Source organism: Bacteroidales bacterium, from assembly GCA_016709865.1.
GTDB lineage: Bacteria > Bacteroidota > Bacteroidia > Bacteroidales > VadinHA17 > LD21.
The window spans coordinates 160,311-176,992 of the sequence record JADJLX010000006.1 but is presented as its reverse complement, the minus strand read 5'-3'; the positions used below and the strand labels follow the sequence as shown (position 1 = coordinate 176,992).

General features: G+C 39.4%; 9 protein-coding genes. 7 read left to right on the top strand and 2 right to left on the bottom strand.

The window, feature by feature from the left end:
* Window positions 1-2: 2 nt before the first annotated feature.
* The gene (nadC, locus tag IPJ16_17185) at window positions 3-845 is read right to left on the bottom strand and encodes a carboxylating nicotinate-nucleotide diphosphorylase (GenBank protein ID MBK7628901.1); all 843 of its coding nucleotides are present in this window, start codon (window positions 843-845) and stop codon (window positions 3-5) included.
* Window positions 835-1,239: a DUF4783 domain-containing protein gene (locus tag IPJ16_17180; protein MBK7628900.1), complete on the bottom strand. Its 405-nt coding sequence runs from the start codon at window positions 1,237-1,239 to the stop codon at window positions 835-837. The genes nadC and IPJ16_17180 overlap by 11 nt, the downstream gene beginning before the upstream one ends.
* A 154-nt stretch (window positions 1,240-1,393) precedes the next feature.
* On the opposite strand from IPJ16_17180, the gene rlmH reads away from it, so the two are divergent.
* The 7 genes from rlmH to IPJ16_17145 all read left to right on the top strand — a co-directional run bounded on the left by rlmH (window position 1,394) and on the right by IPJ16_17145 (window position 16,682).
* Window positions 1,394-1,867 (top strand): 23S rRNA (pseudouridine(1915)-N(3))-methyltransferase RlmH, encoded by a 474-nt coding sequence (rlmH, locus tag IPJ16_17175; GenBank protein ID MBK7628899.1) that lies wholly within the window; start codon window positions 1,394-1,396, stop codon window positions 1,865-1,867.
* A 17-nt stretch (window positions 1,868-1,884) separates the two neighbouring features.
* Window positions 1,885-5,583 carry a GHKL domain-containing protein gene (locus IPJ16_17170; protein ID MBK7628898.1) on the top strand — a complete coding sequence of 1,233 codons (3,699 nt, stop codon included), beginning with the start codon at window positions 1,885-1,887 and terminating at the stop codon, window positions 5,581-5,583.
* Window positions 5,584-5,796: 213 nt separating this feature from the next.
* Window positions 5,797-10,023 carry a gliding motility-associated C-terminal domain-containing protein gene (locus IPJ16_17165; protein MBK7628897.1) on the top strand — a complete coding sequence of 1,409 codons (4,227 nt, stop codon included), beginning with the start codon at window positions 5,797-5,799 and terminating at the stop codon, window positions 10,021-10,023.
* A gap of 40 nt (window positions 10,024-10,063) precedes the next feature.
* Window positions 10,064-11,026 (top strand): type IX secretion system membrane protein PorP/SprF, encoded by a 963-nt coding sequence (locus IPJ16_17160; protein ID MBK7628896.1) that lies wholly within the window; start codon window positions 10,064-10,066, stop codon window positions 11,024-11,026.
* 4 nt (window positions 11,027-11,030) lie between these two features.
* Window positions 11,031-12,467: a PD40 domain-containing protein gene (locus IPJ16_17155; protein ID MBK7628895.1), complete on the top strand. Its 1,437-nt coding sequence runs from the start codon at window positions 11,031-11,033 to the stop codon at window positions 12,465-12,467.
* A gap of 27 nt (window positions 12,468-12,494) precedes the next feature.
* Window positions 12,495-13,505 carry a hypothetical protein gene (locus IPJ16_17150; GenBank protein ID MBK7628894.1) on the top strand — a complete coding sequence of 337 codons (1,011 nt, stop codon included), beginning with the start codon at window positions 12,495-12,497 and terminating at the stop codon, window positions 13,503-13,505.
* 12 nt (window positions 13,506-13,517) lie between these two features.
* Window positions 13,518-16,682, top strand: a complete 3,165-nt coding sequence (locus IPJ16_17145; protein ID MBK7628893.1) for a SpoIIE family protein phosphatase — start codon at window positions 13,518-13,520, stop codon at window positions 16,680-16,682.

Here is a 16,682-nt window from a genome sequence, read left to right as displayed (position 1 = left end):
GGTCAGATTGCTTTTAGGCTCATATCAAGACTCCTGATATGATGCGTAAGTGCTCCGACAGAGACAAAATCAACTCCGCATTCGGCATATGATCTTATCGTATCGAGTGTAATACCGCCTGATGATTCTGTTTCGTATCTTCCAGAGATCAGTTCAACAGCTTTGCGAGTATCTTCAACTGAAAAGTTATCGAGCATAATACGGTTAACGCCTCCCACTTCAAGGATTTTTCTGATATCTCCAAGGTTTCGGGCTTCTATTTCCACTTTCAGGTTAAGATTGTTGCTATTCAGATATTCCAGGGTTTTGGTAATTGCTTTTTCAATTCCACCTGCGTAATCGATGTGATTGTCTTTCAGCATTATCATATCATATAATCCCATCCGGTGATTCATTCCGCCGCCGATTTTAACCGCTTCTTTTTCGATGAACCTGAATCCCGGAGTTGTTTTCCGCGTGTCAAGAACTTTTGTTTTAAGTCCTGAAAGGCGGGATACATACTCACTTGTACTGGTTGCAATACCGCTCATTCGCTGCATAATATTGAGGACCAGTCTTTCAGACTTCAGGATTGATTGTGTCGGGCCGGTAATATAGAATGCAATATCTCCAGGTTGGACTTTAGCTCCATCATCAAGGAGTATTTCGGCATGTAAATTTTTATCAATTACATGAAATAGTTCCCTCGCTATTCTGATCCCGGCCAGAATACCCTTCTCTTTTATAAGTAGTTTTGCTTTACCTGTTGCCTCAGGCGGAATGGAGGCGAGGGATGTGTGATCTCCATCACCGATATCTTCGGAAAGACTCCTTAGTATGAATTCTCTGAGAATTCTATTTTCCATCGTCAGGCTCAATACGTATTACATGAATCAGGAGTTCCTGGTTAACTTTCTTCAGAAGAATATACACCCTGAAGTCGCCCCTCTCTGTTTTTAAATTTCCAATAGCGTATTGTGCATCATTTTTTGCCCCCTGGTGCATTATGTTAAAATCCTTTGTATGATATCCGTTAAAGAAGTCATTCAGAATCGTTTCCGCAACATTTTTCTTGTAAAAATCCTCCTTGTCAAGCAGCAGAAGTTCTATTGTGGAATTCATATACCTTGACAGTTCAGATGCATTTCCGGCCTTTATAGCAATTGAAATACCTGCAGGGATCTTGACCTGATCCTGAGCCGTTAGGTTTAGGCTGATCAAAGAAATTAGGACAACAGGTATTGCATATAATAATCTCATTTCACTTTTGTTTAAGATCTTCCGCTTGTATAAATGGAAACTACAAATTTAACAATTAATTGATTTGGATGTTCAAAAATCGGGCCGCAAATACATATAATAGTTACTTTTGTCTTTAGCGGGCTGATATTTCAATTACCCGCAGGCTAATTATATGAAAATAACTTTACTTCAGACTGGAAAGACAACAGACAGAAATGTATCGGAACTGGCAGATCTGTATATTGGACGTATTAAGAAATACTCCGGTTTTGAAGTTATTACTATTCCTGATCTTAAGAATACAAAGAATATTCCGATTAAGGATCAGAAGGGAAAGGAAGGTCAACGAATACTTCAGTCAGTTTCTGCCGATGACTATGTTATCCTTCTCGATGAAAGAGGAAAGGAATTCAGAACTCTCGAATTTTCAGGTATGATGGAAAAGGTTTTTATGTTACCAAAGAAGAGGATTGTATATGTTATAGGTGGTCCCTGGGGGTTTTCAGATGAGGTATACAACCGGGCTGATTTAAAAATGTCGCTTTCAAAAATGACTTTCCCTCATCAACTGGTACGATTATTGTTTCTTGAACAGCTATACAGGGCATTTACAATTATTAAAGGTGAACCATACCACCATGAGTAAGATATAACTATCAAATTATGACCGGGAAGAGATTCAGGATAGTTCTTGCAGTTGTGACTCTATTATTTGTTTTATTATCACTTGTTGCCGAATCGGTTTATTTCAGCGATTTTGAATACCGGTTCAGAACACGGTTGTTTAATAAGACCCTTATTGAGAAGGAGGAGATTCTTGAAGATTGTCTTCAAAAAATGAGACCCATTCTTGCTGTTGAGGATCACCATGGATCGATGCCGGAAAATAATCTTTTTGCTTTAGCAGAACTAAACAAGATAACTATACTTGAATATCTTGACAATAAGTTGATGTACTGGTCGGAAAATGATTTTAATGTTCCTCAGGTGCTTATTGATTCCACATATAATAAGTCACTTGTTTTTTTGCAGAATGGCTGGTTTCTGACCCGTTCTGTAAGAGCCGGAAACGAGACGATAGTTGGACTTCTGAGACTCAGCACCGAATACAGTTTTGAAAATGATATTATTAAAAGCGGTTTTGAGAAAGAGTACAGGGTACCGGACAATGTTAAATTAAGTACTGACAAAGATGCCTCTGAATTTCACATTACCGACAGCTCAGGTCAGTTTCTGTTCACACTTGTTTTTCCGGATCAAAAGGAAAATACATATTTCATTCTGGTTCCACTTTGTTTGTGGACTGTTGTTTTCTTCCTGATCCTTCTGCTTGCAGTTGAAGTTGTGAAACTTCTGGTAACCAGAGGAAAGCCATATTTTGCAGTAATCTGCCTTCTGATTTTCTTCATTTTTCTTTATGCATCATTTCTATATTTATCCCTTCCGGCAGTATTTTTCAAAACTGAGCTGTTTTCGCCATACATATTTTCTTTAAACATAATTGTTCCGACACTCGGCCATCTAGTTTTACTAAGTATTCTTACTGCAGTTTATGCCGGAGTCTGTTTCAGGTTTCTTCCGTTTGAAGGGAATCTTGATCTAAAGGAGGCTAAAAACTTAATTTTCATAACCGGAATGTTTTTAGCCGGGGTACTGATGACAGTAGCGATACATATTATATTCAGCAGACTTGTATCAACTTCAAACATTAACTTCGAAACATATAAGGTGCTGGAAATGAACTTGTTTACTCTGGCGGGTTTTTCCTCTGTTTTATTATTGATGCTTGCCCCGGTACTTTTATTTCTGAGGATATTCAGGAGTATTAAATTAACAAATAATTTCATCATCCTTTTTTCATTAATACCATCACTGATTCTAGTTATTTTATTGTTCAGAGACGATCCGGGTACTCTGATCCCGCTGGAATTGTTCATTGTATTTCTCGTTGGAATAATTTGGATGATAGAGAAATATAATGTTGGGTTCTTTAACATGACAGTTTTGTTTTCACTTATTTATGGTTTATACAGCCTCTGGTTTATAACCACCTTGTCGGAAGAGAAAACCATAGAAAACAATAAGATCCAGGCAGTATCTTTATCCTCAGAGAATGATCCTGAGGCTGAGCACCTGTTGCTCACTATGTGGCCTGCAATATCATCTGACAGTATTCTTTCGGATCTGATGAAAGTCCCCTTTTTCAGGAAGAGTGATGTGGACGGTATTTCTGACTTTTTACAGAAGAATTATTTCACAGGGTACTGGCGCAATTTCTCATTCAGGATCGTATGCTGCCACTATGATCAACCACTACAGATTGGTAATAATGGTGAGATGGCGAGTAACTGTTTCAGTTTTTTCGAAAACAGAATCCGTCAGGATGGGCATCAGCTGACAGGAACAGGATTCTATTTTATGGATAATCAGAGTGGAAGATCGTATTACATCGGAAGATTATTCGTAAAGGCAGAGGATAACTTCACAAATGGCTTATTCATTGAGTTGTACAGTGATATAAATGTTTTCCAGCCGGGTTATTCATCAATTCTTCTTGATAAAAAGTATCATGGTTATTCTGCACTTAAGGATTATTCCTTTGCCAAGTATCTTAATGGTGAAGTTGTACTGAGCACAGGCGAGTTTCCATTTGATAAAACAGATAACAAATACATTGATAAAGTTACAGACTACAGGATTTTCAGGTATGACGGATATAAGCATGTACTTTACAAAAACGGGAACGCAACTGTAATAATATCCCGTCCATATTTGACTACAGGTGATAATATTATCTCCTTTGCATATCTGTTTGCTTTTATACTTCTATTTTCTAACATAGTCATTCTTGTTATCCGGCGTCCGGTAGTCAGGAGCATGAATCTGTTTAATTTGCGTCAGAAGCTTCAGCTTTCATACATAGGCATACTGTTATTCTCATTTATCCTGATCGGAGTTGTGGTTGCTTATCTGACAATAAATCAGTATCAGACGAAACATCATGAAAATATTAAGGAAAAGCTTAATTCCATTTATCTTGAGCTTGACGGGAAGCTTGCAATGGAGAAATATCTGTCGAACACATGGAGCAGCGGAAGTTACACATCGCTTGATGAATTGCTTATTAAACTTTCGAATGTTTTTAATACTGATATAAACCTGTATGATCTTACAGGAAACCTTATTTCAACCTCACGGCCCGAGATTTTTTACCGCGATCTGACAAGCAGCCGGATTAACAATATGGCGTTAATTAATCTGCAGGATTTTTCACGGACCGAATATTTTCAGACGGAGAAAATTGGTAATCTTGAATACCTCTCTGCCTATGTACCTTTTCTGAATGCTGAGAACAAAGTACTGGCTTATCTTAATCTGCCTTATTTCAGAATGCAGAGTGTACTTGCTAAAGAGATATCAAATCTGATAGTTGCTGTTATTAATTTCACACTACTTCTGATAGTAATAACAATGAGTATAGCTGTTTTTATTAGCGGAAGACTCACAGCACCTCTTTCAATGTTAAGCGAAGGACTCGCTTCTGTTGAAGTAGGTAAGAAAAGTGAGCAACTCAAATACAAGGGAAATGATGAGATCGGAGAGTTGGTGAAGCAATATAACAGGATGGTTGATGAGATTGAAGAAAGCACCTATAAGCTTGCCAATTCTGAAAGAGAGTACGCATGGCGTGAGATGGCAAAACAGATTGCCCACGAGATAAAGAATCCGCTCACCCCAATGAAGCTTAATGTACAGCAGCTTCTTAAATCGTGGAATGACAAGGTGCCTGATTTTGGTGAGAAACTGGAGAAGTTTACAAGGAATCAGATTGAATATATTGATAATCTGTCATCAATCGCTTCAGCATTTTCAGCATTTGCCAAAATGCCCGGTACCAATCCGGTTGAGGTAAATCTGATAGACCAGCTAAAAATTACGCTTGAACTATTCAAGGATACCGATAATACAACTTTTGAAGTTGTTTGGCCGCGCGAGAATAAAATCATAATTTATGCTGATAAAGAGCATCTAAACGGAGTCTTTTCAAACCTGATTAAAAATGGAATCCAATCTGTTCCGCAGCAGAGGGAAGGAAAGATAAAAGTTAGCATGGAGGTAAGAAGCGATAAAGCTATTGTAGCAATAAGCGATAATGGGACAGGCATATCGGAAGAACTTCAGAAAAAACTTTTCACCCCTAATTTTACCACTAAAAGTTCCGGAATGGGGTTAGGGTTGTCAATTGTAAAAAAATATGTCGAGAGTGCAAATGGCAGAATCTGGTTTGAGTCGGAAGCTGAAATAGGCACTACCTTTTACGTTGAATTACCTCTTAAGTATACAGTTGAAAAGCTGGCTTGAATAAGTGCCTGGCGTATTTAGGGTGGCCAGCAAGTACTTGATGAGTATTTTAACTTTAGTCACTCCAAACTCTAGTCACTCCAAACTTCCCTTTTTCATAAACGGGTTTTTGTAAATAATATTCAATATTTTAGTTATATTAGCGGTTCATTTTAGTTTCTAATGAGAGGAAGTTCAGGTCGCAATATTTTTAAACGCCTTATCCTTCTGTTAATGCTTTCAGTGTTAACGGTTTTGCTTTATTCGCAGGACCGGAAAATCAGTGGGATAATTAATGAATACAAAAAAGTAACAGCAATAGGGCCAGGGTTAAATAATATAACTCTTGCAGATGTGGGGAATATCGCTCAATTCGATACTGTGCTTCTTATTCAAATGAAAGGATCGATAATCTATGTGCCTGAGACAGGATCATATGGCTCATACAGAGAATCCATTGGTGCTTCAGGAAAATATGAGTTTCTTATCGTACAATCTGTAAATCCAGGGACCAAGGTTGTTGATTTCACCAATCCGATTCTCAACACTTATGACATTAATGGTTTGGTTCAGCTGGTAACAGTTCCTTCTTATCCCTCAGCTACTGTTAAGGGAACACTTACGTGTCAGCCGTGGGACAGCATAAGTAAAACAGGGGGTGTTCTGACTATGATAGTCGGAAGAAATCTTGCCCTTAATGCAAATATAGATGTTTCCGGAAAAGGTTTCTATGGAGGGGCCGTTCCAGCAACTCCTTCATCCGGAATTTGTTTAGGCACCGCAACATATGATAATTTCAGCTATCCGAATAGTTACCTGAATTCAGGATTTAAAGGTGAAAGCCATGTGACAAGAGCCTGGCTTGATCTGTCAAACATTCCATCAATCTACCCCACTTATGCCAAAGGTAAAGGTAATAATTTTACAAGTGGAGGTGGTGGAAGTGGAAGATATTCAGGTGGAGGTGGTGGTTCAAATTATGGTTTGGGAGGTAAGGGTGGAAAAGAAATGGCTTCGTGCACACCTCTTCCGGGTGAGGGAGGACTTGGAGGTAAAACAGTTGATAACACAGATCTTGAAGGATTTCTCTTCCTGGGAAGCGGAGGTGGCGGATCGACTTATGAATCGGCACCTACAGCTTCAGCAGGTGGCAGAGGCGGAGGGATCATAATAATAATGTGTGAGACTTTAAAGGGTAAGGGTAAAATAATTTCAGCTGACGGAGCACAGCCGGGAACAACTGCTTCAGGTAATGCCGGTGCCGGTGGTGGTGGTGGCGGCGGATCAATTGCATTATATCAGCAGAGCTTTTCAACTCCTCTCGATAGCTCCCTTTTGACAATATCTGCAAAAGGTGGGAAAGGTGGTAATACATCAAATCTTTATGGAGAGGGCGGAGGTGGAGGCGGTGGTTTTATTCTAACTAACAATCCAACCGATCCGGGAAATGTTACCAAGACCACTGCAGGAGGAATAGGAGGTACAAGATCAAATGCAACAACAGGTTCATCAGGAACGGCAGGTATGTCAGTGACAACCTTTGCCCCTACACTGAACGGATTCCTTTTTAATACTATTAAATCAGAAGTCACAGGTAATCTTATTGATTCAATATGTTCGAATGTTCCATTCGGAAACATACTCGGTACAAAGCCTGTTGGAGGAGTAGAAGGTTCCGGTTATCATTATCAATGGCAAAGCAGTACTCTTGCATCTCCTGTTGATGCTGATTATGTTGCAGCAGCTGGCGTAAATGATCAACAGAATTATTCCCCCGGGTTATTGACACAGACAACATGGTTCAGAAGAGTTGTTACTGATAATGGTACACCACTGGTTCTGACTGATAAAAGTACACCCATTAAAATTATTGTCCAGCAGGCAATTACCGGAAACTTAGTCGGAAAGGATACAACAATTTGCTATAATCAGAATCCTCTTCCCCTGGTGCCTCTCAATGCTGGTCCTTCAAATGGGAGCAGTAAAAATTATTACTTATATAAGTGGATTCAGAATACAACAAATACAAACTGGAATACATCACCTGATGCGACCGGAACATTCAATAAAGCTTCTTATGATCCTCCTGCTCTTACGATTACAGGACCAAATTATTATCAGAGAGTAGTTACATCAGGAAGGTGCATCAGCTACAGTTCAACAGTGACAATCACTGTTCTTCCATTGATTACCGGTAACATAACTGCCCGTCCTGATTCGGTAATCTGTGAAGGAAGCTTATTCAATAATCTTGGTGCCTCTGCCCCGGGGGGAGGAGATCTTGTGACTTATAAGTACCAATGGCAGGACAGTATTACTTCTTCGGTCTGGAAGCCGGCTGTAGGACTGAATACAGCGACTGGTTATATCCCTGATACCTCAACTTTTAGTGTTGTTGAAAACAGGTACATTAGAAGGGTTGTTTTTTCCGGACCAGATAGTGTTTGTAAAAGTAAAAGTGTCCCTATCCTTTTGACACGGTACCATAAGATTAAAAGTAACTCAATTGCTTCTGATCAGACTATTTGCTCAGGTACTTCACCTGTTCCATTAACAGGGACTATTCCAATTCAGGGAAAATCGGGAAGTTATACATATATCTGGCAGGACAGTATTAAAAATGGTGTATGGACAAATCGGGGAGTTACCGATTTTACCCATGCGCCGGGTAATCTTACGGATACAACATGGTACAGACGAATAGTAAACTCATCGAAATGTACAAACGCCAGTCTCCCGATAAGAGTTAATGTACATAAACCGATAGCATCTAATACTATTTCGGTACTTGCAGGTGGCCTTACCGACACAATAATCTGCAACGGACAGACACCTCATCTTCTCAAAGGTTCAATTCCAACCGGCGGGACAAATATTCCGGGGAGCTATATCTACCAGTGGAAATTTTCTACTGATAATGTAACTTATAACACTGTTGCAACCGCAGGAACAACAACGAATTATCAGCCTCCGGCACTTACTGCGACTACATATTATAAACGGGAAGTAACTTCAGGTACATGCTCACTCTTAAGCAGTGCTATTACAATACAAGTTCTTCCGTTAATAACAAATAATACAATTTCAGCAAATCAGACAATCTGCTACAATACTGTTCCAACCCAGCTTACAGGTACAGCTCCTGCAGATGGAGCCGGCCCCGGGTCCTATACTTATTACTGGGAACAGAGTTCAGATGGGGGGACAACCTGGTCGGTAATTTCCGGAGCTGTTTCACCGGATTATTCTCCACCGGCACTTACAATACCTATGAAGTACAGAAGAACCGTGACTTCAGGATTAAGTGGCTGTTGCACAAATATTTCCAACATTGTTACAATTTCACAATACCCGCCTTTGCCAACAGGAAAAATTACAAATATTGCAGATACTTCGATTTGCGGCGGATTGCAGGTTCTTCTTAAGGTTGAACTGACAGGTGTCTCACCATGGAAAGTTACTTATAAGGAAAACAGTGTCGACAGTCCGATAATGCCGGCTACGACTGCAAAAACAACTTTTACGGTAACTCCCGCAACAGTTTCTACCCTTGATGTATATTCTTATTCGGTTGCCAAAGTTGAGGATGCAAACGGCTGTATTGCAACCAGTCTGACTGGTACGAAGAAGGCAAATGTTTATCATGTTCCGAAGGCAAACATTACAATGAATGATTCTATTGTTTGCGGTCCGGTTATCGATCTTAAAGCTACCCCTTCATACGGAACAGGACTCTGGAAATATCCGGCAGCAGTTGTTACATCCACAGCTAATGGTCCAACTGTTACAGCTACTATTGATGATATTTATGTTGATGGGAAAATCAAGCACAATTTCACATGGGAGGAGACAAACTGGAACTGTAAGAGTCAGGATGTTATAGGTATAACATTCTATAGGAAAATTGCCTCTGTTGAAGCAGGACTAAATACAACACTTTACTCATTTGACAATATATTTTCTATGTCGGCATCACCCCCTGAACCTTGGGAAACAGGGTTATGGAGTGTTCTCAGCGGAAGTGGTGACTTCGATAATTCAACCCTTTATAACACGAAGGTACTTAATCTTGACCCTGATGTTACTAACAGCTTCAAATGGTATGTTGAGAATGGCGAGTGTAATGCTGAAGATATTGTTAATATTGACGTTGATGATATATTTATTCCTGAAGGATTTTCTCCTGATGGTAATGGTGTGAATGACATTTTTGAGGTAAAGGGCTTAGATCTTGATAATCAGGATGCAGAGCTAAAAATTGTAAATGGAGCAGGATCGGAAGTCTTTTCGACAGCTTACAGGTCAGGGCAGGATAAGAAAGTCTGGAAACCATGGGATGGGAAGAACTCAAATGGTTACGACCTTCCTGAAGGAACATATTATTATTTATTAAAACTGACTTCGCTCGGAAACGGGAAAGTATTTAAAAAGAGCGGGTTTATTATTCTTAAAAGGTATTGATTGGATGTTTTTAAAGAGGTTATCAGATGAAATAAGGCGCATGAACAAAATAAAATTTTTATTCTTCTTTTTGTTCTTCTATTCATTCACAATTGTTCCTGGTCAGGCAGTGCCTGATACCAATGGGATAAGCCTTGGATATCCCGTTTACAGCCAGTATCTGCAGAACGGACTTATGATTAACCCTGCCTATACAGGTAGTCGTGGCGCCCTGAGTTCATTTTTATCATACAGGATGCAGTGGATGGGCACTCCGGGAGCTCCGGTCATTCAGTCTGTCTCACTTCATACCCCGTTGAAAAATGACAAGGTGGCACTGGGGCTGATGGCGCAGTTTATGCAATTCGGATATACAAAGTCAACAAGTATTTATGGAGATTATGCATATCATATCCGTATGGGTAAAGGTAAGTTGTCTTTCGGACTGAAAGGCGGTGTTGATATTTCAAATACTGATTATTCAGGAATAGATCTTACTGATCCAAATGATGATGTATTTATAAAGAATGACAGACCATACAATCTTTTTAATGTTGGCGCAGGAGTCTATTACTTTAGTGAGAAAATATTTGCCGGGGCATCTATTCCGCAGTTTCTGAGTTACAGAAAGACCGACGCAGGGGATGTTCAGGCTTTTCATAGCTTTAATGAATATGATATCATTTTTTCAGCAGGCGGACTAATTACTTTTTCACAATTCTTTAAGTTCAAGCCATCTGTGCTGATTGATTATTCACTTCAGAACACAAAGAAACTCACACAGTTTGATATAAACGGTAATTTCATTTTAGGTGATTTAATCTGGCTTGGCGGCTCTTACAGAACATCGGAAGAGGTTGCTGTTGGCATACTCCAGGTGCAGGTTAATCAGAAACTTATGTTCGGATTTTCTTACGATTACCCTGTCGGGAGAATGAACTCATATTCAAAAGGATCAAGTGAATTCATTTTGCGTTACGAATTCGGCTCAAAGGTTAGTGCTGCAAATCCGAGGTATTTTTAAAGCTATGGCCAGAAGAACATTATATATAATTGTAACAATTCTCTTCGTTGGGCTCCTTCCATTGGATACCGGTGCACAGCAGCTTTCGCTGTACAAAGTCAAAAGGATGTCATTCAATTCCGGTGCTTTCAGCGAGATCTCTCCGGTAATTGTAAAGGATGGGATTATTTTCTGCTCAAGCAGGCGTTTCAGTACATTGAAAGACCGGACAACATATGACGGCAGAAGACTCTATAACATATATATTACTGAACAGAAAGACACCTCTGAGTGGAGTAATCCAAAAGAGATAAAAAGTGAGAGGAGCTCCTTATTCAATAATGGTCCTCTGAGTATAGCTGCTGATGGTAAAACTGTCTATTTTACAAGTGAGGTTGAAACAGGAAAGGTTGCAAAGAAGAAGAATTTTAAGAATCACCTGGGCATATTCGTTGCCGACCTTTCAGGAACTGATCTCACATCATTGCGACCTTTCAGGTATAATAGTACTGAATATGAAGTTGCCCATCCATCAATAAGCAGCGACGGGAAATATCTCTTTTTTGCATCTGATATGCCCGGAGGCATCGGAGGTTCTGATATATGGTATTGTGAATTTATTAACAATGACTGGTCTGCCCCGGTTAATCTTGGTGCTGACGTTAATTCCCCGGGAAGTGAGAATTATCCGTACATGCATCCCTCCGGAAGACTCTACTTTACATCTTCAAGGCCCGGAGGACTAGGTAACCTGGATGTCTACTATACATCTCTTTATTATGGTAAATGGGATGCTCCGGTACATTTGCCATCTCCGATAAATTCTGCGGCCGATGATTTTGCTTTTGTTGCCGGAGAGAATTTACAGGCAGGTTACTTTGCCACTAACAGGGAGAATAGTGATGATATTTTCAGATTTGCTTCAACAATAATCAGAAAAGCCTCATGTGATACACTTCTTGAAAACAGTTTTTGCTTCAGGTTCCTCGAGGAGAATGCTGTTAAATATGATACAATTCCATTCCGTTATGAATGGAACTTCGGTGATGGAGATAAAGCCAATGGTGCAATGGTGGAACATTGTTATAAAGGGCCGGGTACATATATTGTTAAACTTGATGTAGTGAACCTTATAACAAAAGAAGTGTTATCTGATGAGAAGGCAGATACCCTGGTACTGACTGATTTTGAACAACCATATATTACAGTGCCTGACAGAATTATTGCAGGACAGAGTATCAGATTGAGTGCGGCCAATACTAATTTACCGGGATGGAACATTGCCCAGTATTACTGGAATTTTGATGACGAGTCAGCTGATATTGGCAAGGAAGTTGATAAGACCTATATGAAGCCGGGGAGGTACAATGTTCAGCTAATTGTCACAACTGAACCTGAGCCGGGAGGAATGACCAGGGAGGCATGTGTCTCGAAAAATATTAATGTGTTGCGGCAGCCCTGATAGCGAATTTAACTAATTTTGAGATTCATGAAATTGAACAAGTCAATATATAAGTTACTCTTTACAATCCTGGTTCTGGGATTTTCGCTGGCTCCCGGGTTATTAGGGCAGCCTGTCCCGGGGAAGGATGAGAATATTCCTTTCCTTGTGACTTTCGGAAAGGAGGGCAAAACATCATGGGGTGATGCTGATTTTAACCAGATTTTCTTCTTCACTATACCTAAGGATTACAGTAAGCCAATCTATATCAGAGTCTTTGATCCAGATTGCGGCGGGCAGCATGATGAGATACAGGGCGACTTCAATTCAAGGACACTTTTTTCTGTTTTCGGAGGAAAAGGTGTTGACCCTGAAAGGAATCCGGAATCGCAGGGACTGGAAAAAGGATTAAACAACTATAAGGGGGGTAACATGCTTGCTTCCAAGGTTTTTGGTACTGAAGCAAGGTATGATAACAAGTATTATACCTTTGGCCCTTTCAACCCAACCGACGGTGATTATAATTTGAAATGGGACAGTTATATCTTCAAAATTGTATGTGAAGGGGTAGCCGGTGATGATGGGAATCTTTACAGGTATTTTCTTAGCAGTGATCCTAATAACAATATTCCTGTTGAGGGAGCCAATGCATTTACATATGAGTATACTTTCCGCATGTGGAATGATTTCAGAAGCGTTGCACATATTTACCCTTATATTGACACAGGTATTGTATATACTCAGCAGGATAATTTTGACTGGGATAATGACGGTAAAATTTTGGTTGTTTCGAGATACAAGGAAGGAATTTCTGTTGATATTTCTAATGAGGACAACTGGGCAAAAAGCAGGTTCCTGATCCAACCTGAAGAATGGAAATCATCACTCGACTTCCAGTTTCATAAGCGACAGGGCGAGTTGGTTAAAAATAATAATGTTGTTATAATCATCAGAAACTCACGCGGTGATGCTATGCCATTCTTCAGCTCACCGATCGGAGGAGTGCCGAAATACGAGCAAAAAACAAATATAAAACAGGTTCCCCCACCAAAAAAATAGATGAGATTTTCGATGAAATTTAATAATATCCTGAAATCATTCAGCGTCACTATTGCGTGTCTGCTTTTGTTTCCTGTGATATTAAACAGCCAGACTTATAGTTTCAGAAATTACAGTGGGGAGAATATTCCAAATAAATTTATCTACACCATAAGTCAATCTACAGATGGGTTTCTCTGGGTAGGAACAGGAGGAGGCATTTTCAGATTCGACGGTTATGATTTCTTCCCTGTGGTTTATCCCGACTCTGTGTTTAGCAGAAATCCCACAGTCAGTTTTAAAGATAAAAAGGGGACTCTTTGGTTTGGCTCAAATGACGGGAAGCTTTACTTTAACAGAGATGGAGGACTGGTTTCTTTAAATGTTGAAAATTCAAGAAGTATAAGTGAGATACTTCAGGGACAAGATGGCCTTATATATATTGTTCCACAGGGGAGAGCTGTTATATCTGTAAATCCGGAAAAACCGGACGAAATAAAAAAATATGAAATCACTTCTGACAGGGTAATGTTTTCTGCCACTCTTACTGCATCAGACGAGTTGCTTATTGGTTCCCAGGGTTACATTATGGCATGTAAGTTAGTAAATGATTCATTAATAGTAAAGGATATTATTGAAGGCTTTGACTATTCAAGTGTTACCTCGATCCACAGAACAGATGATGACTCAAGATTTATAGTTGGTACTGAAGATAACGGTCTGTTTCAGCTGAGGATTACTCAGGGTGGCAACCAGGTCACAAGGTTCAGGGAACATCCGGAATGGTCTGATCTTCGTGTAAAAGTTATATCTGAAGATTCAGAAAATAATATCTGGGTCTCCACTCTTGACAGGGGAGTGATACAGTTTAAATATTCTGCAAATTTCGAGAACATTGAGTCTGTGCATCTTTATAATAAGGAAACCGGACTAAGTTCGGATGATATAAGATTAACTTATCAGGATGCAGAAGGAAATATCTGGTTCGGTCTGTTTGGAGGAGGGATTTCAATGCTTACTTCTTATGCATTTGAGTATTATACTCCCGATATGTCAGTCTCAGAAAACAACATCATTTACATCAATAAATTAAATAGTAATTACATTCTCGGAACACCAGTAGGATTTCATCAGTTCGATCCTGTTAGGGGTAAATTTATTTCTTTTACAAATATCACTCGTCAATTGGGAGGAACGATGATTACATCCTATCACCTTGACAAAGAAAATAATCTCTGGATAGGAACTGACGGCAACGGATTGTATGTCAGGAATAGTGCAGGAAATGTGAGATTGTTCCACCGATCAGGTGATTCAGGTGCTGATAATATTAAAGATATCGAAGTGGATGGTAATAATATTTGGCTTGCAACAATTAATGGAGTATTTGTACTTGATATTAAAACAGCACGTGTTAAAGGTGTATTTAACAACTCTGACGGCGTTCTACCACATAACAGCATAAATAAAATTCTTATTTCTTCTGATGGAAAAGCATATATCGGCACTGAGAGTGAACAGCTTTATATGATTGACCGACAGTTAAATGTATCAAACAGTAACGGAGTATTGTCGGGAAGTGTCATCAATAAGGTTCTTTCTTTTACTGAAGGCAAGGACGGAGTTATCTGGGCATCTACTAATGGGAACGGGATATTCGGATGCAAAAATGATTCGGTTTCACCGGTTGACCGAACTAACGGTTTAATGTCAAATTATTGTTACAGCATTCTGGCTGATTCCAAAAATAATATCTGGACCGGGCATGAAAAGGGATTTTCGAGATTTGATCCTGCAACAGGTGTAGTGAATGTTTTTGGTGCAGATTTTGCAAAAGGAGGCGTATGCAACCCGGATGCAATGTTTGAGTCATCGGATAACAAGATCTTTATCGGTACCACAGAGGGTTTGATTATTTATGATAGTCAGAAGGACAGAAAAAGTAAGGTTCCTCCATTTAATAACATCACTTCAGTCATCATAAATGACAAAGTATATAGTTACCAGAAATCTTATGTTTTACCCTATGCCAGATATAAGATTATTGTAAACTATACCGGAATCAATTTCAGTGCCCCCGACAAAGTATACTACAGTACATACCTTGAAAATTGGGATTCTGACTGGAGTAAAATGACAGTTTCGCGCGAAGAGACTTATAACCTTAGAGATGGCAGATATAAGTTTAGTGTTATATCAGTTAATGAAAATAATCTGTCACAGGATCTTCCTGTTACTTTCGAAATTATAATAGCTAGCCCCTGGTGGAGAAAATGGTGGTCAATTCTTTCGGCGATAATCCTGGTTGCAGGTACGATTATAATAATTGTACGGGAGAGGGATAAAGCACAGAAAAAAATCCAGGACTATCTTGAAAAAGAGCTTGATGCCCGTACAAGTGTAGTTATGAAGCAAAAAGGCGAAATTGAACTTCAAAATATCGAGATAACCGATAGTATAAATTATGCGAAGAGAATTCAATCAAGTATACTTCCGGATATCACTAAACTTAAAGAATCATTCAAGGATGCATTTATACTTTTTCATCCGAGAGATATTGTAAGCGGCGACTTTTACTGGTTTGATAAGCTGGATGATGAGAGATTTGTACTTGTATGTGCAGATTCGACCGGACATGGTGTTCCGGGAGCATTTATGTCGATGATTGGGTCAACCCTGCTTCAGGATATTGTTACAAGAAAGAGAATCTCTAAACCTTCAGAAATCCTTGGTTTGCTTGATAAGCAGATCTTCTCTACACTTAACCAGAATGTTGAGCTTGGTGTCTCAAACGACGGAATGGATATGGTTGTTTGCGAATTCAACCTGAAAACCCGTCATATCAGATTTGCGTCGGCTATGCGTCCTGTTATTATAGTTCTTGATAATGAGCCATTTTATATAAAAGGCAACAGATCGTCAGTGGGTGGCGAGTCTGCGATTGACAAATACTTCGATGATCAGGAATACTACCTTAGCGAGGGCGATACAATTTATCTCTTCTCTGATGGTCTCCCCGATCAGTTTGGTGGTATTGACGGCAAAAAGATGAAGATAGCCAGACTTAAGAGAATTTTAGAGCAGGTTTCCAAGCTGCCTATGAGTGAACAGAAAGAGGCTTTGTCAAAATTCTATTATGACTGGAAGGGAGAATATGATCAGGTTGATGATGTACTGTTGATGGGAGTAAGAGTTTAA